The sequence below is a fragment of the Pseudoxanthomonas sp. 22568 genome (assembly GCF_052044485.1).
Classification (GTDB): domain Bacteria; phylum Pseudomonadota; class Gammaproteobacteria; order Xanthomonadales; family Xanthomonadaceae; genus Pseudoxanthomonas_A; species Pseudoxanthomonas_A beigongshangi.
Window position 1 is genome coordinate 46,460 of sequence record NZ_JBQENC010000018.1, and the last position, 24,156, is coordinate 70,615.

A 24,156-nucleotide genomic window follows, 5' to 3' on the forward strand; every position below is an offset into this window, starting at 1 on the left:
CGAGCGAGCTCGGCTCTACATCAATACTTCGCGTCGAAGGCGAAGATCGGCTTGCGGGACTTCCACAGGCCCTGGGTGAAATCCGGGAATTCCAGGGTCTTGAAGCCTTCGGCGATGGACTGCTCCGACAACGGCGTGATCGCGCTCCAGGCAAGCGCGTCGTAGATGTCGATCGGCATCGGCGCCTCGGCCTTCACCGCCTCGACGAAGGCGTGGATGACGAAGTAGTCCATGCCGCCGTGGCCGGCACCTTCCGCATCCTGCGCGTACTTGCGCCACAACGGATGGTCGAACTCGTCCTGGTAGGCCTGGAACGGTTCCCACTTGTGCCCCGGACTGCGGCCCTCGATGTGGATGGACTGGTTGAGATCCATCCACAAGCCCCTGGTGCCCTGCACGCGGAACCCCAGCGAGTACGGACGCGGCAGCGAGGTGTCGTGCTGGAGGAGGATGGTCTCGCCGTTCTCGCAGGCCAGGGTGGTGGTGACCACGTCGCCGAGCTTGAATTTCGCCTGCGTGCTGGGATGGATCGTGCCGCCGCTCTTGGCCACGGTGTACTCGTGCAGGCCACGCGCCTTGGTGGCGAAACTGTTGATGTGGGTGAAGCGGTTGCCGCGGTTGATGCCGGTGTACATGGCGCACGGGCCGATGCCATGGCTGGGATACAGCTCGCCGTTGCGGCGGACCGAATGCTCGGTGCGCCAGCGTGCCTCCGACCAGCCCTTGGGACCGAATTCCACGCCGCTGCCATAGGGTTCGGCCGGATTGCCGGAGTTGAATTTCACCGCGCGCAGATCGTGCTGGTAGCCGCCCTGCAGGTGGACCAGTTCGCCGAACAGGCCGGCCCGCACCATCTGCAGCGCCGCCATCACATCGCGGCGGTAGCACACGTTTTCCAGCAGCATGTAGGGCGTGCCGGTGCGCTGCTGCGCGGCCAGCACGTCCCAGTGATCCTGCAGGGTGATGCCGGCGACGACTTCGCAGCCGACCGCCACCTTGGCTTCCATCGCCTCGATCGCCATCGGCGCGTGCCATTCCCACGGCGTGGCGATGATCACGCCGTCCAGGCCGCGCTGCTGGAGCAGGCGACGGTAGGCATGCGTGTCGCCGTCCTGTCCGTATGCCTTCGGCGCCGGCTTGCCCGCCTTGGCGGCCATGTCCAGCGCCTGCTTGAGCATGATCGGCTCGATGTCGCACAGCGCGGCCACTTCCACGTCCTCGCGGCGCAGCAGCTCCTTCAGCAGGACCTGGCCGCGCATGCCGGTGCCGATCATGCCCAGCCGGATCTTGCGCTTGCTGGCCCAGGCCGGCGTGTTCGGCAGCAGGGTGGCCGCGCCGAGCGCGGCTCCCGCGAGGATGAACTCTCTACGTTTCATTTGCAGTGGGACTCCCTGTGACAGGGCGCCGGCGGACCGGCGCGTTTGTTTCGTCAGAACTTGTAGCCTACGGTAAAGCTGTAGCTGCGGCCGAAGATGCTGGCATAGTCGCTGGAATCACCCAGGAAGCTGTTCGGATCGTAGAACGGCATCCGGTTGAACAGGTTCTTGATGGTGAAGCCGGCGTGCCAGTGGTCATCCGGCCGCCAGGACAGGCCCAGGTTGGCGGTCCACCAGGCCGGCACGCCATTGCAGTTGTCCGGATCCACCGGCAGCGATCCGGCGGTGCAGGTTTCCGGCGAGTTGTCCTGCGCGTCGACCCGGTCCCATGCCCACTTGGTCTTGCCGACGTAGTTGACGAAGAAGCTGGTGGTCACCTCGCCGTAGGTCCAGTCGGCATTCAAGGTGGCGCGAAGACGCGGGTTGCCGTAGTAGCCGATCGTGTTGCCGTAGTACCAGCGGGTTTCATCATCCAGGTAAGCCTCGTTGCGGCGCGCGATGGTCGCGGCCACGCCGACGTTCAGCTCGCCCCACTGGCCCAGCGGGAAATGACCGCGCGCATCGACATCGAAACCATCGATCAGGGTGCGGCCCTGGTTCTTGTACTGGCCTACCACGCTGGCCACGTTGCCCACGCTGTAGGTGGGCAGCGTGCCCGGGCAGGTCACGCCGCTGGCCGGATCCGCGCACATCGCCGCCACCGCGGCTTCCGCGGCGCGGTCGCTGTCGGTGATCGGATTGCGGGTCATCGACACGATGTCGGTTTCCTTGCTGTAGTCCGGCGCGGCGATCTGGTTGCGGCGGTAGATGAACCAGTAGTCGGCCGACACCGACAGCCAGTCGAACGGCTCCAGCACCACGCCCAGGGTGGCGATCTTGGCTTTCTCCGGCTGCAGGTTCTGGTTCGGCTGGGTCATGCGCGCCACGGTGCGGCTGCAGTCGGCGTTGAGCAGCGAATTGCCGAGATCGACGTCGCCCGGGCGATTCGACTGCAACAGCAGGTTGGCGATCGCGTTGGTCTCGTCGCAGCGGATGTCGTCCTCGAATCCGCCCAGCTGGGCGAACACGCCGCCGGTGCCGGCTTCAGCCAGGCTCGGTGCGCGGAAGCCTTCCGAGTAGGTGCCGCGCAGCATCACCGTCGGCAGCGCCTGGTACTTCAGGCCGATCTTCGGCGCGATGTTGGCGTCGAAGTTCGGGTACTTGTCCACGCGCAGCGCCGCATCCAGTTCCAGCTTCTCGGTGAGCGGGGCCACGACTTCGGCGAACAGCGCGCTGGTGGTGCGCTTGCCGTCGAACCACGAACCGCCCTGCTGGGTGATCTTGCCGTTGGCCGCATCCGTATTGCCCGGCGTATAGAAGGTCTCGCGGCTGACGTTGAAGCCGAAGGCCGCGCGTACTTCGCCGGCGGGCAGGTTGAACAGCGGGCCTTCGACCTTGCCGTCCAGGGTGTGCAGGCGGGTCCAGGACTGGATGTCGAAGGTCGGGTAGGCCTCGCGCAGCAGCTTCGCGTTGGCCTCGCTGATCTCGCCGAACCGGTAGGCGGGATTGTCCGAGATGATCACGCGGCCGGTGCCCGGATCGACGGTGAACGGACCGAACGCCCGGGCGAAACCGTCCAGGTTGACGTTGACGGTCTGGTAGGTGACCGAATGCGTGCCGGCGGTGGCGAACGCGGTTTCCCAGTTCCAGTCACCAAAGCTGCCGCGCAGGCCGGCCAGGCCTCGGTAGCTCTTGTCGGTGTTGCGCTGGCCGAAGTGGTTCTTGCCCACGTCCTGCATCAGGTACTGCAGGCCGACCACGCCGCCCATCAGCGCGCGCAGTTCGGGACTGGCGTGGTTGTAGACGTTGTTCGGGCCCAGGTAGGGGTAGAAGAACTGGTTGACGTTGGTGCCGGTATTGCGGGCGAACCAGCTGGTCGGATTGCCGGTGGTGGTGCCGAATGCACGCGGCGTGCCGCCGTTGGCGCGCAGATCGATGTCGGTGTAGGTCGCCTCGGCGAAGGCCTCGGTGGTTTCGCCGATCAGGAAGTGGGCATTGACGTAGGCGGTGATGCGCTCGGACTTCGCGCCCGCGTCAATCTCGTTGTTCATCCAGGTCTGCCAGATGCAACGGGGACCGGCGGCCTCGACGACCACGTTCTGGCAACCCGGTGCGGCTTCCTGCACGCGCCGGCCGGTGACCGGATCGAAGGCGAAGTAGCTGCCGGGATTGAACGTGCCCGGCGCACTGCCGGTACCCAGGCGGAAATTGTTGATGTAGTTCGGATTATTGACGTAGTACTGGCCGGGCTTCTTGTCGTACCAGTCGCTCAGCGGGATCGGGTCGCGCCGATACAGGTTCAGCGAGGCGTAGACGTTGTAGCGATCCTCGTCGAGGTTGCCGAAGCCGCCGGTGATGCTGGCCTGGTGTTCGCCATAGCTGGTGATGCGGGAGGAGCTGTCGGTGGTCAGGTTGACCTCGAGGCCCTGGTAGGACTTCTTGGTGATGACGTTGATCACGCCGGCGATTGCATCGGTGCCGTACACGGCCGAGGCGCCGTCGGTCAGCACTTCCATCCGCTCGATCGCCGCGGCGGGAATCGCGTCGATGTTGACGAATTGGGTCTGGAAACCCGCCGGCGCGCCGTAGTACGACAGGCGGCGGCCATTGAGCAGCACCAGCGTGCCCTGCGCGCCCATGCCGCGCAGGTTGGCCTGCGATGCGCCGTCCGAGCCGGTGAACAGCGACTTGAAGTCCTGCTGCGCCGGGCGCGCGGCCGGCAGGTTGTCCAGCACCTGCAACAGGGTGCGCGCACCCATGTTCTCGATGTCCTGGCGGCTGATGATCTGCACCGGCGAAGCGGTCTCGACGTCGGTGCGCTTGATGTTGGAACCGGTGACCTCGATGCGGGCCAGTTCGGTGGCCTTGCCGTCTTCCTTCGGCGTCTCGGCGGTCTGCGCCGCGACCGTGCCGGTCATGGCGAGCGCCGTGCCCAGCGCTAGGGCCAGTGGCGTGATGGATATACAGCGTTGGCGGCGGCTTGCGGACGACATCGGGTTCTCTCCTCGTTTCGGGGGTGCAGCGCGCGGCGCTGCTGTGGTGGATGGGCTTGCGTGAGGCAACAGCGGTCCCGGGCCACGGCCAACGGGCCGCAGTCACTAGGCGGGGGAGACGACGTGAAACTTTTTTGTGGAGCGGGTTATGGCGGGGAAATGGTGGCGGTATCGCCCTCCTGTCCCATCAGGACAGCATTGGCCCAGTTGCCGCAGACCTGCGCCGGCCGCGCACCCTGCGCGCCGAGGGTGCGCAGGCTCAGGCGGTGCAGGCCGCGGATGTCGAGTTCGGGTTTGACCACGCCCGGCGCGCGCACCATGCCGCTGTCGTACAGCAGGCGGTCGTCGCCCCAGACCTGGAACTGCATGCCGCCGGCCTCGCGGCAGCTGTCGTCGATGCCGAGGTCGGCACGCAGCAGGCGCCAGTCGCCCTTCAGTTCGATATCGATGCGGCTGTCCGCGCCCACGCCCAGGCCACGACGGAAGTGCAGGCCGTTCATGCGCATCTCGGCCTGGCCGCCGAACGCGCGATCCCGGGCGACGCCGGCCGGCGGATCGAGTTCGGACAGATAGCGCTGCTGCGCCGGGCGCTCGGGTGCCTGGTGTTCCAGCACGCGGAACGTGGACAGCGTGATCGGCCCGACTTCGCGCGGCTGCAAGGCATCGAACGCGCGCGCGGTGCCGGCCTGCGTCGCCGTCACCATCGGATCGTTGCCGGCGGCGCCATCGCCATCGGGGTTCTGTGTGCTCAACGCGCGGAAGCGCAGCAGGCGGCCGGCGCGCGGCGCGAAGCTGATCGTCTGCGTGCCCTGCTCCAGCTTCAGGCGACCACGCGCGATCGGTTCGCCCCATTCGCCATTGCTGTCGGCCAGGTAGATTTCGTAATCGCGGATCTGGCCATGCTTCCAGTGCTGATCGGTGCGCGGCGCCAGTTCGATGCCATCAACCAGGCGGCGTTCGCCGAAGCCGATCACCCATTCGTGCGCGCCGGTGCGCACGGCCTGGTTGCGCACGGTGCGGAACCAGGTGGCGGGATCCTCGTCGAAGGCATTCTCCAGCGGATGCCCGGGTTCCTCGGCGGGACGATTGACCACCAGCAGGCTGTCGGCCGGCAACGCGCGGCCCAGTTCCGGCGCGGCCGGGAAGGCATCGTCGGCCGGCGCCGCGGCGACCGGGATGTCCAGCCGGAACGCCAGCGCGCGGCGGATGTCGGTGGGCGCGCTACGCACATGCACGGTGCCGCGACGCTCCTTCGCATCGAAGTACCAACCTTCGGCGCCGACGTCGAAGGCGGCGCGATCGGCCAGTGGCGGGAGCGCGCGGCCGTCCAGTTCCACCGCGTTCGGCTTCGTCCGGCTCAGCACGCGCAGCGCATAGCGGCGCTGCGGCAGCTGGCCGGCGTACTGGCCACGCACCGGATCGATTTCGACGCGCACCTCGCCGCTGCCCTGCGCGGGCGCGCGCATGCGGATGGCCTGTTCGCTGAACTCGCCCTTGGCGTAGCGGCGGGTGTTGCCGTCGTCCTCGTACAAGGTGTAGCTCGACTCGCCCTGCGGATACAGATCCAGGGTCAGTTCGTCCAGCGGCTTCTCGCCGTCGTACAGCATCTCCGGATACATCGGCAGGATCGCGCCGGCGCGCACGAACAGCGGCAGGGTCGCCAGTTCCACCTGGCGATCGATGCGTCGGCCGTTCGCGTCGGCTTGCAGTTGGCGGCCATCCCAGTAGTCGATCCAGCGGCCTTGCGGCAGATGGATGTCGCGGCGCCAGCCGCGGCTGGCGGCCTGGCTGCGATAGACCGGCGCGACCAGCAGTTCGCGGCCGAGCAGGAACTGGTACTTGTGCGCCTCGGTCCACGCTTGCGGATCGGCCGGGTAATCCCACATCAGGCCGCGCACGATCGGCGCGCCGGTGGTTTCCGCGTCGCGCGCCAGCCCGTACATGTACGGGGTCAGGCGCATCTTCAACTTGAGGTAGTCGCGATTGATGCTGCGATACGGCTCGTCGAACCACCACGGATGCTTGCGCGCGCCCGACGACCAGCCGGACATGCCCATCAGCACCGGGGTGAAGCTCTTCCATTGCAGATCGCGGGTGTAGGTCTCGGCGCTGCCGCCGAAGATCGCATCCACATCGCCGGTGGCGTAGGCCATGCCCGACAGGCCGGAACCGATCAGGGTCGGGATATGCCAGCGGATGTAGTCCCAGCTGGCGCTCTGGTCGCCGGTCCAGGCCACGGCGTAGCGCTGGATGCCGGCCCAGCCCATCACCGTCCACAGGAACGGGCGCGAGTCGGAGTTGTCGAGGATGCCGTTGTAGGCGGACTGGTTGGCGTCCATCGCGAACTGGTAGCCCTTGCCGGTCCAGGCGACGTCCAGCTTCTGCACGCGGCTGCCGGCCTTGCCGACTTCCCACGCAATCTTGTCGACGCCGTTCTCGGTCCACAGCCCGGTCCGGAAGCCGTAGCGCGCCAGGCCCTGCACGACCTTGGGCAGATCGGTGTAGCCGCAGCCGTAGCCGTCGTTGGGCAGGATCCAGCCGCCCGGCATGTCGTGTTCGCGATACTTGCGCGCGACACTGTCGATCACGTCCGGCGTGGTGCCGGTCGGGCCGTCGCTCCAGCCTTCGGGCACGGTACCGGGCTTCTTCTTGTTGTCGCCGTCGTTGTAGCAATCGGCGTCGCCGTAGGACAGCGCCCAGCGCGGCAGCAGGCCGGGACGGCCGGTCAGCGCGGTGTAGCGATCCAGCAGTTCGCGCAGGCCGGCGCCGACGAAGTAGTAGGCGTCGAAGCGATCCTCGCGATGCAGCAGGGTGGACTGGTCGGCCTGGCGCAGATCGTAATTGCCGTCGCTCCAGGTGTTGCGCAGCATGCCCCAGCCGCGCGAGCTCAGCAGCATCGGCGCGGGACTGGGGCGGTCGCCTTCCTCCCAGCCGCCGGAGTAGGCGATTTCCAGTTCGCGGCCCTTGAATTCGAAGCGGCCGTTCTGTTGTCCGCCGCCGTAGAAATGCTCGGCGGCATCGCTGGACAGCACCTGCACGCTCTGCTGCGCGTCCAGATCCAGCGGTTGCAGTTCGCGCCACAGCACGCTGGTGCGATCGCCCTCCACCCGTTCCAGGCTCATGCGCAATGGCTGGCGCTGGATGCGCAGCACCAGCGCCTCGGTACGGATGCGCACTTCCTGCGCGTCCTCCTCGAAGCTGGAGACCACCTTGCCCGCGACCTGCGGCAACACGATCGGTGCGGCCTTGTCACCGGACGGACCCAGCTTGCCCTTGCGGCCGGCCTGCACGCGCAGCGTATCGGCGCGCAGCAGTTCCACCCGCACGCGGGTGCCGTTGTCGGTGGTGATGTCCCAGCCGGCGACGCCTTCGCGTGAAGGCGCGGCCCGGACTTCGCGCAGGTTGCCCACGCTTTCGGCGAACGCCGGCGCGGACACGGCCAATGCCAGGGCCATGAGCGCGGCGTAGCGATTGCGGCGATGCCTAACGTGGGTTTCCAACTTGCTCCCCAAGCCCGCGTGAGCGGGAATACGAAACCATTGCGGCCGACTCTAGGACAGCGTCTCGAAATATGTCAATAAATTGCAAAGAAAAAAGAAGGATATTTTCTCGATATCGAAAGTTGCTGCGAAGCAATACTTTCAGAACCCGCTATTCATCTTCGCCAGAGCTCCTTCAAAAGGCTTAACAGGCCGATCTCCGATCGCATCCGTAGGGCGATTTCGATCCCGAAAGTCGGAAAATGGAAGCCGCATCAAACTTTCCAATATCTTTCGATATTTGACATTTCGAAAGAAAACACAGATCGTGCGCAGGCCCAACAGGAACAATGAATGGACGCTCCTACGCTTTCCGATTTGTCCGCCTGGCAGCACCTTGGCGGGCAATACACCGCCGAAGAAATCGCCCAGCAGCCCGCCCTGTGGGACGCGCTGGCGGAAGCGCTGGCGGACACCCATGCCGCCATCGACGAATTCCTCGGCGATTGGCTGCGCCAGCCCGGCCACCGGGTGATCTTCACCGGCGCCGGCAGTTCCGGCTTCATCGCCGAGATGGTCGCCGACACGATCAATTCGCAATGGCCCGCCGAAGCGCGCGCCGTGCACACCACCAGCCTGCTGACCCATCCTTCGCTGTACCTGGAGCGCGAACGGCCGACCCTGCTGGTGTCGTTCGGGCGCAGCGGTTCCAGTCCGGAGAGCGTCGCCGCGGTCGATCTGGTGCGCGAATACGTGGCCAAATCGCGCTTCCTCGACATCACCTGCAATGGCGAAGGCGAACTGGCGCGCCGTGGCCGCGGCCGCGACGACACCCTCACGCTGCTGATGCCGCCGGCCAGCTGCGATCGCGCCTTCGCGATGACCAGCAGCCTGACCTGCATGCAACTGGCGGCGCTGGCGGTGTTCGACAGCGCGCCGTGGGAACAGCGGCTGGAGCGCCTGCGCACGGTCGCCGCGCTGGGCCGGCGCGCACTCGCCGACTGGGAAGGCGCCGCTGCCACGCTGGCGGAAACCGCGTTCTCGCGCGTGATCTACCTGGGCAGCGGTCCGCTGGAAGCGCTGGCGCGCGAAGCCGCGCTCAAGGTGCTAGAACTGACCGCCGGCCGCGTGCTGGCGCTGGCCAACACCCCGCTCGGTTTCCGTCATGGTCCCAAGTCCACCCTGGATGCGGACACCCTGGTGGTGGTGCTGCGCAGCGCGTTGCCGCTCGCCCGCCGCTACGAACAGGATCTGCTGGACGAACTGCGCCGCGACGGCGTGGCCGGACGCGTGCTGTCGATCGGCCCCGGCCCCGGCCCCGGTGCCGGCGACGGCGCCGATGCGCCGGACGATCTCGCGCTGGACGTGCCGGCGCTGCCGGATCCATGGCTGGCGCCGGTATGGCTGACCCTGGCCCAGCGCTATGCGCTGCGGCGCTCCGCCGGACTCGGCCTCACCCCCGACAATCCCTTCCCCGACGGCACTGTCAACCGGGTCGTGCAGGGCGTGATCATCCACCGCCACGGCTGAGCCGGGAGCCACGCCATGCAGCGCTACTACGGCATCGACATCGGCGGTACCAAGATCGAACTGGTCGCCTGCGATGCGCGCCTGGAAGTGCTGCATCGCCATCGCATCGACACCCCGACGCGCGACTATCCGGCGTTCCTGGAAGCGGTCACCACGCTGATCCGTGACGCGGACGAGACGCTCGGCCAGCCGGCGCAGGCGATCGGCATCGGCCTGCCCGGCGTGCGCGATCGCGTCAGCGGCCGCCAGCTCAGCGCCAACGTGCCCGCGTTGACCGGGCAGACGGTGGGACAGGATCTGCGGGCGCGAATCGGGCCTCCGCTGCACCTGGGCAACGATCTGCAGTGCTTCGCGCTGTCCGAGGCGCATGGCGGCGCGGCAGACGGCCAGCCCAGCATGTTCGGCGCCATCCTCGGCACCGGCGCGGGCGGCGGTTACTGCATCGAGGGCCGGCTGGTGGGCGGCTACAACGGCATCGCCGGCGAGTGGGGCCACTGGAGCGTCGCCGCGCACCTGCTGGTGAAACACGCGCTGCCGGTGCTCGACTGTCCCTGCGGCCTGCGCGGCTGCATCGAACGCTACGTGTCCGGCGGCGGGCTGGCGCTGATCCATCGCCAGCTCGGCGGCGCCGATCTCGACGCGGCCGCGATCATCGCGCGTGCGCAGCAACAGGATGAAACCGCCAACCGCGCGCTCGACGTGCATCGGGATCTGCTCGGCCACAGCCTGGCCAGCCTGATCATGGCGGTGGATCCGCACGTCATCGTGCTCGGCGGCGGCTTGTCCAAGGCCGAACGCCTGTACCGCGATCTGCCGCAGGCGATCGCCACGCACCTGTTCAAGGGCGTGCGCGTGCCACCGATCCTGCCGCCGGTGTTCGGCGATGCGGGCGGTGCGCGCGGCGCGGCGCTGTTGGCTCGCCAGCACTGCCCCATTTCCTGATTCTTCCTTTCCCGGAGGCCGTTCCGTGTCCGCTGTCCAATCCCTGATTGCCGCCCATCGCGAAGGCGAGAACGTCGGCCTGTACAGCATCTGCTCCAGCAACGAGCAGGTCTTGCTGGCGTCGATGCAGGTCGCGCGGCGGTACGACACGATGCTGCTGGTCGAAGCCACCTCCAACCAGGTTGATCAGTTCGGCGGCTACACCGGCATGAATCCGGTGCAGTTCCGCGCCTACGTGGAAGCGCTGGCACGCCAGCAGGGCTTTCCCGCCGATCGCCTGATCCTCGGCGGCGATCACCTGGGGCCCAACGCCTGGCAGAAGCTCCCGGCCGAACAGGCGATGGCGCATGCGCGCGATCTGATCGCGGCCTACGTCGCCGCCGGCTTCCACAAGATCCACCTGGATTGCAGCATGTCCTGCGCCGGCGATCCGCATCCGCTGCCGGACGAAATCGTCGCCGCGCGCTCGGCCGAGCTGGCCGTCATCGCCGAGCGCACCGCCGCCGACGCCGGGCTGCCGCCGCCGGTCTACGTGATCGGCACGGAAGTGCCGGTGCCGGGCGGCGAGGCTTCGCTGGAAGGCGGTCTGGCGGTCACCACGCCGGCTGCCGCCGCGCGCACGCTGGAAATCCATCGCCAGGCATTTTCCACGCCGGAACTGACCCCGGCCTGGGAACGGGTCATCGCGATGGTGGTGCAGCCGGGCGTGGATTTCGATCACAGCCAGGTGCATGGTTACGACCCGGTCGCCGCCACCGCGCTGTCGGACTTCGTCCAGACCCAGCCACGCATCGTGTTCGAGGCGCACTCCACCGACTACCAGACCGAAGCCGCGCTGCATGCGCTGGTGCGGGATCACTTCGCCATCCTCAAGGTCGGCCCGGCCGCCACCTTCGCCTATCGCGAGGCGTTGTTCGCGCTGGCCGCCATCGAGGACGAACTGCTGCCGGAAGCCGAACGCTCGCATCTGCCCGAGGTGCTGGATCGCTGCATGGTGGAGAAGCCGAAGCACTGGCAGAACCACTACAGCGGCGACCCGGCCGAATTGCGCCTGCTGCGCCGCTACGCGCTCAGCGATCGCTGCCGCTACTACTGGGGCGAACCGGAGGTAAAGGCGGCGGTGGATCGCCTGGTTGCCAACCTGCGCCGGCACGTGCCGCCGATGATCCTGCTCAGCCAGTTCCTGCCCGAACAACAGCGCACCATCGAAGCCGGCACGCTCACCGCCGATCCACTGGCGCTGATCCAGCACCGGATCGCCCTGCGGCTGGGCGAGTACGCCCGTGCCTGTGCCCGCAACCAGGCGGGTTCGCGGTCCGGAAACGAAACTTCCGCAGCCAGCGCGCTTTCGGAACGGTAAGCTTCCGGTTCCGCTTCCGAACATCCACAGGTCCGTCATGCGCAATACCCGCCAACGCCGGCAACAGATCCTCCAGCTGCTGGTCCAGCACGGCAACGTGCAGGTCGCGGATCTGGTGGATCGCTTCGAGGTGTCGTCGGTGACCATCCGCGCCGACCTGACCCACATCGAATCGCAGGGCCTGGCCACCCGCAACCACGGCGGCGCCACCCTGGTGCGCACACCGCCGACCGAGCAGGACATCCACGAGAAGGACGCGCTCAACCATCCGCTGAAGGAGTCCATCGGCACGCACGCCGCGCGCCTGGTCAAGCCCGGCGACAACATCATCATCGACTCCGGCTCGACCACGATGACCCTGGCGCGGCACCTGCGCGATCATCGCGACGTCACCGTGATGACCAACGGCCTGAACATCGCCTGGGAACTGGCCAACGCACCCGGCGTGGAACTGCTGCTGACCGGTGGCCTGCTGCGCAAGCAGTCGCTGTCACTGCACGGCAGCCAGGCCGAGGCCAGCCTCAACACCTACAGCTTCGACACCGTGTTCCTCGGCGTGGACGGCCTGGACCTGCAGTTCGGCCTGACCACCCACCACGAGGCCGAAGCCAGCCTCAACCACCGCATGGTCGAGCGCGCGCGCCGCATCGTGGTGCTGACCGATGCCTCCAAGTTCGGTCGGGTCAGCCTGCATCGCATCGCCCGCCTGGATCAGATCCACACCATCATCACCGATGAAGGCATCAGCGCCGAGTACCGCGAAGGACTGCAGCGACTGGGCATCGAAGTGATCATCGCAGAGCCACCACCGCCATGACCGCGACACGCACGCTGAAGGGCCGCATCCTCACCGCCGACGGCTGGATGCGCGGAACCATCGAGTTCGACCAGCGCGTGCGTGCGCTCCATCCCGTACCGGATGCCGGCGAAGGCGAAAGCGACGAGCCGCTGATCCTGCCCGGCTTCGTCGACCTGCACGTGCACGGCGGCGACGGCGTGGACATCATGCAGGGCGGCGACGCCGCGCGTACCGTGGCCCGCGCGCATGCGCGCCACGGCACCACCGCGCTGCTGGGCACCACCATGACCGCTCACGAGGACGACATCGTGCAGGCGCTGGAAGGCCTCGCGCCGGCCATTGCCAAGCGCGACGAAGGCATGGCGCGGGTGCTGGGCGTGCACCTGGAAGGCCCCTACATCAGCATCGAGCGGCTGGGCGCGCAGCCGCCGCTGGTGGTCGAAGCGACACTGGAACAGGTCCGCCGCCTGCATGCGCTGGCGCCGATCCGGGTGCTGACCCTGGCACCGGAAATCGGCGCGCACCAGACGCTGATTCCGCAACTCAACCAACTCGGCATCCGCGTGCAGCTGGGCCACAGCGCCGGCAGCTACGAGGATGGCGTGGCCGCGCTGGAAGCCGGCGCCGCCGGGTTCACCCATCTGTTCAACGGCATGACCGGCGTGGATCACTACCATCCCGGCATCGCCACCGCCGCGCTCGCGCACGCCGAGTACGCGGAACTGATCCCGGATCTGAAGCACGTGCATCCCGGGGCGATCCGCACCGCGCTGCGGGCGATTCCACGCCTGTACTGCGTCACCGACGCCACCGCCGCCACCGGCATGCCCGATGGCGAATACGCGCTGGGTTCGCAGCGCGTGTTCAAGTGCCTGGGTTGCGTACGGCTGGCGGCCGGTTCGCTGGCCGGCAGCGCGCTGACCATGGATCAGGCACTGCGCAACCTGGTCTCGCTGGGACTCGATGTCGCCGATGCCTCCAACCGCCTCTCGCGTTATCCAGCCGACTACCTGGGCCTGATCGATCGCGGCCGCGTGCAGGCCGGTGCGTGGGCGGATCTGGTGGTGCTGGATCCGCAACTTCAGGTGCAGCAGGTGTTCGTCGAAGGCGACGCGATTCCGCTGGGCTGATCCGCTTTCGTTCTCCGCACCGGTACGCCCGTGCCGGTGTTTCCCGCGCCTTGCGCGCATGAAATCGACAGGACCGGCATCCGAATGAACGATCCCTCCGCCACCCTGGCCGCACCCGCACATGACGCCGCTCCGCGCTGGCAGGTGCGCTACCTGCTGTTCATCGCCGGCATGGGCGGCCTGCTCTATGGCATCGACATCGGCATCATCGCCGGCGCGTTGCCGTACCTGGAGGCCACGGCCACGATCAGCTGGCATCTCACCAGCCAGCAGCTCGGCTTCGTGGTGGCGGCGGTACTGCTGGGCAGCGTGCTTTCGTCGCTGTTCGCCGGCGCCATCGCGGATCTGATCGGCCGGCGCGGCGCGATGTTCCTGGCCGGCCTGCTCTTCACCCTCAGCATTCCGATCATGGCGCTGGCCTCCGGCTATACACCACTGCTGCTCGGCCGGTTGCTGCAAGGCGTGAGCGGCGGCCTGATCGGCGTGGTGGTGCCGCTGTACCTGGCCGAAGTGCTCGCGCCGGAACGGCGCGGACGCGGCGCGGCGATGTTCCAGCTGCTGCTGACCATCGGACTGGTGCTGGCGGCGGTCATCGGCCTGTACCACGCGCACGCGGTGGATGCGGCGGAAGCCTCGGTAAGCGGACTGGCCGCCGCCGAACAGCAACGCGTGCTGTTCGCCGCGAAGGATCACGCGTGGCGGACGATTTTCTGGAGCTGCCTGCTGCCTGGCCTGGTGTTCACCGCCGGCGTGCTGCTGCTGAGCGAATCGCCGCGCTGGCTGGTACGGCGTGGACGCATCCAACGCGCACGCGACGCGCTGCGCCGCACCGTTCCCGCCAGCGAGGTCGAGATGACACTGGCACGGATGCAGGCGCCGGAAGGCGCCGGCGACCCGCAGGCGCGCGACCGCCTGCTCAGCCGTCGCTATGTGTGGCCGTTCCTGCTGGCCTGCGCGGTGCTCGCCTTCACCCAGGCCACCGGCATCAACTCCGTGCTGGCCTACGCGGTCAACATCCTCAACCAGGCTGGTCTGCCCGGCGCGGTCGCCAACGGCGCCGACGTGGCGATCAAGGTGCTCAACGCGGTGATGACGGTGGTCGCGCTGGTGTTGGTGGACCGCAAGGGACGCAAGTTCCTGCTGATGCTCGGCAGCGGTGGCATCGCGGTGGCGCTGCTGGCCGCCGCCTTGCTGTTCGTCCGTGCCGAGCGGGGCGAGCGCGATGTCTCGCCGGTGCTGCAATCGCAGATTGCCGGCGATGCGCTGAAGCTGGAACTGGACGCGGCGCAATGGCGTCGCCTCGGCGTGGACAGCGCGACCGGACCGCAGCAACTGACCATCGCCTACGCCTACGGCGGTTTCAGCAACGTGCGATCGCTGCGCAGCGATGCGCCCGGCGTGCCCGAGGTGGTCCTGCGTCGCGATCAGACCGTGCAGGCGGACAGCGTCATCGGCGCCTTCTTTCGCCGACTACACCTGAATCCGTTCCCGGATCCGGCCGAAGCGGCACACGCGCCGCTGGTGATCGAGCGTGCCAGCCTCGGCGCGGTACCGTCGCCGGCGCACGGCTGGGCGGTCGCCGCCTGCATCCTGGTGTTCGTGGCCTTCTTCGCGGTCGGCCCCGGCGTGTGCGTGTGGCTCGCGCTGTCGGAACTCATGCCCACCCGCATCCGTTCCAACGGCATGAGCATCGCCCTGCTGATCAACCAGTTCGTCTCCACCACCATCGCGGCGATCTTCCTGCCCACCGTCGGCCACTACGGCTACGCCAGCATGTTCTTCTTCTGGGCTGCCTGCACCGTGCTGTATTTCCTGGTGGCGGCGTTCCTGCTGCCGGAGACCAAGGGGCGGACGCTGGAGCAGATCGAGGCGCATTTCCGGGGTGCCGGGAAGGCATCGCCGGGCGGTCCCGGACGCTGACGTATCACCATCCCAACCCCAAAGCCGTCATTCCAGCGAGAGCTGGAATCCACCTTCGCGCGGTGCTTCAGTCCTCAAGGGCCATTCACCATCGCGGCAAATGGATCCCGGCTTGACCGACCAGCGGATCGTCAAAGGCCGCCGGAATGACCACGGTCGGTGACGGAAACGAGGGGTCGGTTTAACGACCCCTCATCCTTCGGAAGGATTCGTGGCAATTACTTGCCGCACTTCACCGCATCGGCATCCGCCGCCGCACCGGCCACCACCTTGATGTTGGTGAAGGCGGCCGAGAACGGGGCGTCGGCGTCGATGGCGAACGGCATGTCGATGCCGCCCAGGTTGGCGCCGCGATCGGCGAAGCAGGACAGCGGCACCTTCACGGTGTGCTTGTCGCCGGGCTTGTAGCCGGCCAGCTGCGGAGCCAGATCGATGCCGTCGCCACAGCCCTGCGTGCAACCGAAGCGCAGCGTGACCTTGCCCTTCGGTGCCTGCGCGAGCTTGATGTCGAACAGCAGCGCGCCCTTGTCCTGCGCGATCGACGCCATGCTGGTGCCGCCGGGGCTGCGCGCGTAGAAGCGCGCCGGCGCCAGCCAGGTGACTTCCTTGGCGTCCTGCTGGGTGTTGACCTGCACCGTGCGCACGCGCAGCGCCGGCTTGTCCTGCGGCCACTCGATGGTCTGGTTGAGATCGGCACCGAGCGCGCGGTCCTGGCCCGCCGCCGACAGGTGCAGCGCGTAGGGCGCGGCATCGGCGAGGTTGAACACCGCCACCGTGGTGGCTTCGCCACAGGTCGCGGGCGCGGTTTCCGCCAGCTTGGCAACCTGGCCGGGCTTGGCATACGACAGGCCGTAACCGAGTCCGAATTGCGCAGGCTTCTTCGGATCCGGATGGTTCGACGGCGCCGGGCACGCATCACCCGGCCACGGGAAGGTCAGGCGGCCACGGAAGTCATGCGCCGGCTTGCCGTCCGCACCGGCGAACAGCACGTCGGCCACACCCTTGCCTTCGGTGCCCGGCAGCCACGCGGCGACGAACGCGCTCGACAGGTTGATCAGATCGTTGACATACAGCGGACGCCCGGACAGGAACACTGTCACGACCGGCTTGCCGGTGGCAGCGGCAGACTTCAGCACCGCCAGATCCTCGGGGCTGCGCTGGCTGTGGGCGACGGTCTGGTACGGCAGAATGTCGCCCATCATCTCGGCGTACGGTGTTTCGCCGATCACCGCGATGACGGTGTCGAAGCTGGCCGGATCCACGCCTTCGGCCGATTCGCGCACGGTCACGTTGCCTTCGCCGACCGCTTCGCGGATGCCGGCCAGCAGCGTGTCCGCGTTCGGATAGTCGGCGTTGGTGTTGTCGGTGCCCTGCCAGGTCAGCGACCAGCCACCGGCCTGGTTCGGCACGCTGTCAGCGTTCTTGCCGACGACCAGCACGCGCTGGTTGCGCTTGAGCGGCAGCGCGGCGTTCTCGTTCTTCAGCAGCACCAGCGACTCGCGTACCGCCTGGCGGGCCAGTTCGCGGTGCTGCAGCGATTCCGGCTTGCCGGCATGCGGGCTGTCGGACGGCTTGCGCTCGAACAGGCCGGCACGCAGCTTGACCCGCAGGATGCGGGTGACCGCGTCGTCGATGCGGGCCAGCGGAATCTCGCCGCTTTCGACCTGCTGGAGGGTGTTGGCGATGAAGGCCTTCCAGTCGTCCGGCACCATGATCATGTCCATGCCGGCATTGATCGAAGCGGCGCAGCTGGCGTTGCTGCAGCCCGGCACCTGGCCGATGCCGTTCCAGTCGGACACGACGAAACCGTCGAAGCCCATCTTCTCCTTCAGCGCGCCGGTCAGCAGGTCCTTCGTTCCATGCATCTTGCCGTAGTCCTTGCCGGCAGCGACGTCGTTCCAGCTGTTGTAGGACGCCATCACCGTCTGCACGCCGGCTTCGATGGCGCCGTAGTAACCCTGGCCGTGGACGTTGATCATGTCCGCCAGCGGCACGGTCGAATTGCCCTGGTCCTTGCCGTTGTCGGTGGCACCGTCGCCAATGAAATGCTTGGCGGTGGCGACCACGTCGCCGTCGCCCTTGAGCGTGCCCTGCATGCCCTTGACGTAGGCCGCGCCGTATTCGCGGATCAGCGCCGGCTCGGAGGAGTAACTCTCGTAGGTGCGGCCCCAGCGCGCGTTCTGCGCGACCGCCACGGTCGGCGCGAACGCCCAGCCGATGCCGGTGGCACGGGTGGACTGCGCGGTGGCCGCGCCGATCTTCTCGATCAGCGCCGCGTCATGCGCCGCGCCCAGGCCGATGTTGTGCGGGAAGATGGTCGCGCCGAACACGTTGCTGTGGCCGTGCACGGCATCGGTACCCCAGATGATCGGCACCGGGATCTTCGCATCCGTGCTCATCGACGCCGCGTAGTAGGCGTCGGCTAGCGCCAGCCAATCCTTCACGTCGGCTCGCTTGTTCTTGCCCGGCCAGGAACCGCCGCCATTGAGCACCGAACCGATGTAGTACTTGCGAACTTCCTCCGGCGTAATCGACTTGATCTCCGCCTGGGTCATCTGGCCCACCTTCTGGGCCAAGGTCATCGACGCCAGGATTTCCTTGATACGCGCTTCCAAGGCCGGATCTTGCGCCACGGCGCTGGTCAGGCGTGGCCAGTCGGCCAGCTTCGCCGGCTCGGTGGGTTTCTGGTCGGCAGTGGCCGGCTCCTGCTTGGCGCAAGCCGCCAGTCCCATGGCCAGGCAGATCCCGCTCAGGAGTGCGATATCACGGATTCTCACGTCTTTACCTCCGGATGTTTCAAAGAAGAAAACGGCGGATCGCTCCGCCGTGCACAACATCGGCGGCCGGCAGCGCCCTTGCGGGACGCCGCCGGCCGGATTTGCATCAGTTGAACTTGTAGCTCACGCCGAACATGAACTGTCGGCCGTACTCGTTGTACTCCAGCGGCTGGCTCGCACCGCCACCGAACTCCGAATCCTGTACGGTGCGGTAGGGCGAGTTGGTCAGGTTGTTGACCTGGAACAGGAACGACATGCCCGCCATGTTGCTGCCATCCGGGAACTCGTAGCTGAGCTGCAGATCGGTCTGGCGATCCGCGAGGATGGTCGTGTAGGCCCGCGAGAAGAACAGGTTGTAGATCTCGCCACGGAACTCCGAACGGTAACGTTCGCTGACGCGCGCGGAGAAACCGTTCTTTTCGTAGTACAGGGTCAGGTTGGCAACATCCCGCGACAGCCCTGGCAGGCGATTGAGTGCCGCCACGTTCGACGTGGTATTGCCCGGGTTGATGTTGCTCTCCGTATACGATGCGCTGAACTGCGCGCCAAAGCCGTCAAGCGCGGGGGCGAACATGCCGAAATCGAGCGCCGTGCTCAGCTCCGCACCACGCAGGTAGCCACCTTCCGCATTCACCGGCGTGCTGAACTGGCCGATGTTGGAGACGGGCACGATGGTCGGATCCGGGTTCGTGTAGCCGGTGAAGTCGTATTCGACCGTGTTGCTGCGGATGTAGTTGTCCAGGTTCTTGTAGAACAGGGCGAGGGCGACATAGCTGGCCGGTCCGAAATATTTCTCAAGCGACAGGTCAGCCGCTTTCGCACGCCACGGCTCCAGGTAGGGGTTGCCGCCGCTACCGCTCCATTGCCGCGTGGTCGGGGACACACTGGCATTGGAAGCGGCCCGCATGTCGTCGATGCGACCGCGCGCAAGGGTCTTGGCGGCGCCAAAACGAAGGAACCAGCCATCGCCGAAGTCGGCTACCAGGTTCAGGCTGGGCAACAGATCGTCGTAGTCCGTACCTGCTTCGACCGCGCCGAGGTTGTTGACGCTGGCGACGTTGAAGCCACGGGAGGATTGATCGGTCTTGATGTACTGCACGCCCACGTTGCCGCGCAGACGCACCCGTTCGCCGATATCGGTATCGATGTCCAGCTTGGCATAGAAGGTTTTGACCTTCTCGGTGACCGAGAAGTCCTTCTGGAAATCGTTCTGGTCCATCTGCAGGCCAATGTCGTAGTAGCGACTCAGCGCTTCGTTGACGTCATAGGACAGGACATGCGGAATGCCTACGAAGCCCAGATTGGTGGGCGCCACCAGGACATCTCTGTCCAGGGTAATCGGCGTGCGGCCGTTTTTCAGGTTCGCGTAATAGACGTAGGAGGTTTTCTCTTTCTCGCGGCGACTGAAGTTTGCGCCCAACTCCAGGCCGGAGAACGGACCTGCCTGGAAATCCCGGCGCAACTCGAAACGCGCCGCCTTGATGGTGTCTTCCAGATGTGGCGTCTCGATGCGGCCGTCGCGTCCCCAGTTGGACGGGTCGCTCAGGACGACGGTGGACGGGTCCGCGTAGCTGCGACCAAACGAGAAGCGGGCGAACTCCGAGCTCAGCGGGGAACTGTAGCTCAGCGTATCGAGCACCGGGCTGACCGTTCCATCCGTACCGACCGTCTGCAGGCCGGCGTAAGTCTCGGCAATGCTCTGCTCGCGCTCGGTGGTGGAGTAGCTCAAGTCGGCCTGTGCGGTCCAATTCTCCGAGAAGTGCCAGATGTTCTTCCATCCGGCCGAGAACATGTCGTCCTGGCGACGGTTGTAGTCGTTGCGGATAACTGGCTCGATGTTGGTCAGGTTGCCCCCGGTGACGATATCCACATTGCCCCGGCGAACCACGCTCGGATTCGAGATCGTGACGCCGTTTCCGGTCCACGGATCCTGGCTCCACATGATGCCGCGCATCGTCTCCTTCTGGTCGAACTTGGAGTAGTACAGGTCGAGGATGCTGTGGAAGTTCTCGTTGGGCTTGAACTCGAACACGCCCATCAGGCCATCACGGATCTGGTCGCTGGAACGCGCCCAGGCTTCGGCGCCCATCAGCATTTCCGCGCCAGCGGGCTTGCCCGGGATGCCGTCGGCCGGGAACCAGTCGGCCGAACCACCCCACCACCAGGCCTTGTAGTGCTTCTCCTGGAATGGCGAGTCCAGGTGCGCATAACCCAGCGCGATGCCGATGGTGTTGTTGGCGAACTGATCGATGTAGGAAGCACTGAAACGATTGCCCAGGCTGTTACTGACCCCGGAATTCAGCCGCCCGAACGAGTTCTTCTCGCCACGTGCGTTGACCACGATCCGGCGCTGGCCGTACTCGAGCGGACGGATGGTCTGCAGATCGACCGTGCCTGACAGGCCCTGGCCAATCAGTTTGGCGTCGGGCGTCTTGTAAACGGTCACGGCGTTGATGAGCTCGGACGGATACTGGTCGAACTCGACGCCGCGGTTGTCGCCGGTGGTGACCTGTTCACGGCCGTTGAGCAATGTCGCCGCGAAGTCTGGGGCCAGGCCGCGGATGGCGATGACCTGGGCACGACCATTGACGCGCTGTGCCGCCAGGCCGGGCAGGCGGGCGATCGATTCGGCGATGCTGACGTCGGGAAGCTTGCCGATGTCCTCGGCGGAAATTGCCTCGACGATCGAGTTGGACTCGTTCTTGGTGTCGATCGAGGTCGCGATACTGCCGCGGATGCCGGTGACCTGCACCTTGTCGAGGGTGCTGATGTCCGGATTCTGTTGCTGTTCCGGCGTCTTCTCCTGCTGCGCATCCTGGGCATGGACCGCGAAGGTGGATACCAGCGCCAGCGCGCAGGCGGAGGCAAGCAGTTGCTTGCGGGGGACGAAGCGAAGTTGGGAGCCGGCGGCTCCCCGAGCGTGTGCCTGGTGTGTCATGCGGCCCTCTCCAGCCTGTATTGACAGCGCTGTCATACTGTCGCTCAATGCGACTTGTCAATATCGCGTTACGCGACCTGGCGGCAACTGCCGTCGTTGTTGGCGCATGGCGCGGGATACGTGGCGGCATCGCTGCAGCGCAGCATTGGAAATGCGCGGAAACATGGCGTTTTTTTCGCCACCGCGAACCGAGGGAGAGTTCCATTGAAAACGACCATCCGCTGGCGCATGCCATTCACCTTGTCCGTTCTGTTCGCGGCGATGTTCGCCGGCGCGGCCGGTACCGCGCACGCAGGGCCACGGGCACAGGTGTGGATCACGACTTCCGACCACCGGCAGGCGATGCAGGCGCAGGCGCCGGTGGAGTTCGGCGACGACTCCGATCGGCGGATCCACATCGAAGTGGATCCGGAGCAGCGCTTCCAGCGCATGGTCGGTTTCGGCGCCTCCATCACCGATTCCTCCGCCTGGCTGATCCAGCACCGCATGTCGCCGGCTCAACGCGATGCGCTGCTGCGCGAGCTGTTTGGCCGGGACAACGGCGGGCTCGGCCTGAGTTTCACCCGCCTGACCATTGGCGCCTCCGACTTCTCGCGCCACCACTACAGCCTGGACGATCCGCCGGGCAACCAGCCGGACCCGGAGCTCAAGCACTTCAGCATCGAACCGAATCGCGGCGACGTGGTGCCGGTGACCCGCGCCGCCCTGGCGATCAATCCGCGGTTGCAGGTGATGGCCTCGCCCTGGAGCGCGCCGGCGTGGATGAAATCCAACAACAGCCTGATCCAGGGCACGCTGCGGCCGGAGTACTACGATGCCTTCGCCCGCTACCTGCTCAAGTTCGTCGACGCCTACGCGGCCGAGGGCATCCCGATCTTCGCCCTCACCGTGCAGAACGAGCCGGATTTCGAACCCAAGGACTACCCCGGCATGCGCCTCAATGCGCCGGCGCGGGCGCGCTTCATCGGCGATCACCTGGGGCCGTTGCTGGCGAAGCGCAGTAACGCGCCGCAGATCTTCGACTGGGACCACAACTGGGACAAGCCGCAGGAGCCGCTGGGCGTGCTGAACGATCCGGCCGCCGGCAAGTACGTATCCGCAGTCGCCTGGCATTGCTACGGCGGCGCGGTGGAGGCGCAGACCCCGGTCCATGAAGCCTTTCCCGACAAGGACGCCTACCTGACCGAATGCTCCGGCGGCGACTGGGAACCGATCATCAGCGGTGGCCTGACCCTGCAGGCGCGTGGACAGGTCATCGGCGCGACGCGCAACTGGGCCCGTGGCGTGCTGTTCTGGAACCTGGCGCTGGATCAGGGTGGCGGCCCGCACGCCGGCGGCTGCGATACCTGCCGCGGCGTGGTCACCATCGACTCGCGCACCGGCGAGGTCAGCCGCACCGACGAGTACTACGCCCTGGCCCATGCCAGCCGCTTCGTGCGGCCGGGCGCTTCCAGGATCGCGTCCGACGGCGAGGGCGGCGATCTGGATCACGTGGCGTTCCGCAACGAGGACGATGGCTCGCTGGTGCTGGTGGTGACCAATTCCGCCAACCGTACCCGCCGCTTTTCGATTGGGCAGGGCGGTCAGACCCTGCGCTACGCCCTGCCGGCGCGCAGCCTGGCGACCTTCGTTTGGACGCCGGGGGCGCCGTGACGCAGCGCGCAAGGCCGACGCCGCGCGCTCTGGCAGAATGACGCCCTGGAAGAGGTGAAGGAACCCCAGCGCCATGCGCATTCGGATTGAGGACGTGGCCGCCGCCGCCGGTGTTTCGATGAAGACGGTATCGCGCGTGCTCAACCACGAGCCGAACGTGCGCGAGGAGACCCGGCGCCGGGTCGAGGATGTCGTCGCCCGGTTGCAGTACCGTCCCAACCCGTCGGCGCGCAGCCTGGCCGGCCAGCGGTCCTACGTGGTGGCGCTGGCCTACGACAACCCGTCGCGCAACTACCTGATGGAAATCCAGAGCGGCGTGCTGGAAGCCTGCCGTGCCCAGCACTACACCCTGGTGCTGGCGCCGGTGACCTTCGGCCAGCGCGGCTACACCGCCGACATAACCTCGCTGGTCGAACATTTCGGCTTGGACGGGGTGCTGTTGATCCCGCCACTGACCGACGACAAGGCACTGCTGGCGCAGCTGGAGGAACACGAGATCCCGTTCGCCAGCATTTCCCCGCGCGTGCGCCGTGGCCGTATCGGAGTGACCGTGGACGAGCACGCCGCGGTCTGTGACCTGGTGGCCGAACTGGTCGCCCTCGGCCATCGCCGTATCGGCCACATCAAGGGCCACAAGGCGCATGGTGCCTGCGCCTGGCGTTTCGCCGGCTATCGCGACGCGCTGGAACGCGCCGGCATCGACTTCGATCCGGACCTGGTGGTGGAAGGCGAATTCACCTACGAATCCGGCGTGCATGGCGCCAACCAGCTGCTGGATCTGAAGGATCCGCCGACCGCCATCTTCGCCGCCAACGACGACACCGCCGCCGGAGTGATCCGGGTCGCAGGCCTGCGCGGGCTGAGCGTGCCGCGCGATCTGTCGGTCTGCGGCTTCGACGACACGCCGATCTCGCGCCACATTTTTCCGGCCCTGACCACGGTCCGCCAGCCAACCCGCGACATGGGCCGGGTGGCGACCCTGGAACTGCTCAACAGCATCCGCGATCCCGATGCGGGCCGGATGGTGCCGATCCAGTACTCCCTGGAACTACGCGAATCCATCGCCCCGCCCCGCCGCAAGCGATGACGTAGAGCGGAGCTTGCTCCGCTGCTTCTTGCGCCATCCCCAGCCGAGCAAGCTCGGCTCTACACGTAGAGCGGAGCTCGCTCCGCTGCTCTTCGCACCATCCCCAGCCGAGCAAGCTCGGCTCTACGTAGAG

13 protein-coding genes are annotated in these 24,156 nt (G+C 66.8%); 8 read left to right on the plus strand and 5 right to left on the minus strand.

Features of this window, described 5'->3' with window-relative positions; all coding sequences use genetic code 11:
• Positions 1 to 20: 20 nt before the first annotated feature.
• The 3 genes from ACTJI2_RS18165 to ACTJI2_RS18175 form a co-directional block, all read right to left on the minus strand.
• Complete coding sequence (locus ACTJI2_RS18165; protein WP_440842941.1) at positions 21 to 1,376, minus strand: Gfo/Idh/MocA family protein; 1,356 nt, start codon at positions 1,374 to 1,376, stop codon at positions 21 to 23.
• A 53-nt stretch (positions 1,377 to 1,429) separates the two neighbouring features.
• A complete protein-coding gene (locus ACTJI2_RS18170; RefSeq protein WP_183640115.1) occupies positions 1,430 to 4,408 on the minus strand; it encodes a TonB-dependent receptor plug domain-containing protein in 2,979 nt (992 codons plus the stop codon).
• A 146-nt stretch (positions 4,409 to 4,554) separates the two neighbouring features.
• Positions 4,555 to 7,863: a TIM-barrel domain-containing protein gene (locus ACTJI2_RS18175; protein ID WP_440842942.1), complete on the minus strand. Its 3,309-nt coding sequence runs from the start codon at positions 7,861 to 7,863 to the stop codon at positions 4,555 to 4,557.
• 378 nt (positions 7,864 to 8,241) lie between these two features.
• Here ACTJI2_RS18175 and ACTJI2_RS18180 point away from each other — a divergent pair, with 378 nt between their 5' ends.
• From ACTJI2_RS18180 to ACTJI2_RS18205, 6 genes are all read left to right on the plus strand, one after another.
• Positions 8,242 to 9,417, plus strand: coding sequence for an SIS domain-containing protein (locus ACTJI2_RS18180; RefSeq protein WP_440842943.1), 1,176 nt, complete (start codon positions 8,242 to 8,244; stop codon positions 9,415 to 9,417).
• A 15-nt stretch (positions 9,418 to 9,432) separates the two neighbouring features.
• Positions 9,433 to 10,359, plus strand: coding sequence for an ROK family protein (locus ACTJI2_RS18185; RefSeq protein ID WP_440842944.1), 927 nt, complete (start codon positions 9,433 to 9,435; stop codon positions 10,357 to 10,359).
• A gap of 25 nt (positions 10,360 to 10,384) precedes the next feature.
• Positions 10,385 to 11,719: a D-tagatose-bisphosphate aldolase, class II, non-catalytic subunit gene (locus tag ACTJI2_RS18190; RefSeq protein ID WP_440842945.1), complete on the plus strand. Its 1,335-nt coding sequence runs from the start codon at positions 10,385 to 10,387 to the stop codon at positions 11,717 to 11,719.
• A gap of 37 nt (positions 11,720 to 11,756) precedes the next feature.
• Entirely contained in the window at positions 11,757 to 12,536 is a 780-nt protein-coding gene (locus ACTJI2_RS18195; protein WP_183640106.1) for a DeoR family transcriptional regulator, read from the plus strand.
• On the plus strand, positions 12,533 to 13,648 hold the full coding sequence (gene nagA, locus ACTJI2_RS18200; RefSeq protein WP_440842946.1) for an N-acetylglucosamine-6-phosphate deacetylase: 1,116 nt from the start codon (positions 12,533 to 12,535) through the stop codon (positions 13,646 to 13,648). The genes ACTJI2_RS18195 and nagA overlap by 4 nt, the downstream gene beginning before the upstream one ends.
• 84 nt (positions 13,649 to 13,732) lie before the next feature.
• Entirely contained in the window at positions 13,733 to 15,568 is a 1,836-nt protein-coding gene (locus ACTJI2_RS18205; RefSeq protein ID WP_318288190.1) for an MFS transporter, read from the plus strand.
• Between the two features lie 218 nt (positions 15,569 to 15,786).
• Here ACTJI2_RS18205 and ACTJI2_RS18210 read toward each other — a convergent pair whose 3' ends face one another.
• Positions 15,787 to 18,345, minus strand: a complete 2,559-nt coding sequence (locus ACTJI2_RS18210; protein WP_318288189.1) for a glycoside hydrolase family 3 protein — start codon at positions 18,343 to 18,345, stop codon at positions 15,787 to 15,789.
• 106 nt (positions 18,346 to 18,451) lie between these two features.
• Positions 18,452 to 21,283 (minus strand): TonB-dependent receptor, encoded by a 2,832-nt coding sequence (locus ACTJI2_RS18215; protein WP_440842947.1) that lies wholly within the window; start codon positions 21,281 to 21,283, stop codon positions 18,452 to 18,454.
• A 204-nt stretch (positions 21,284 to 21,487) separates the two neighbouring features.
• Here ACTJI2_RS18215 and ACTJI2_RS18220 point away from each other — a divergent pair, with 204 nt between their 5' ends.
• Together ACTJI2_RS18220 and ACTJI2_RS18225 are read left to right on the plus strand one after the other, a co-directional pair.
• The gene (locus ACTJI2_RS18220) at positions 21,488 to 22,936 is read left to right on the plus strand and encodes a glycoside hydrolase family 30 protein (protein ID WP_440842948.1); all 1,449 of its coding nucleotides are present in this window, start codon (positions 21,488 to 21,490) and stop codon (positions 22,934 to 22,936) included.
• 73 nt (positions 22,937 to 23,009) lie between these two features.
• Entirely contained in the window at positions 23,010 to 24,023 is a 1,014-nt protein-coding gene (locus ACTJI2_RS18225; protein WP_192198188.1) for a LacI family DNA-binding transcriptional regulator, read from the plus strand.
• Positions 24,024 to 24,156 lie beyond the last annotated feature (133 nt).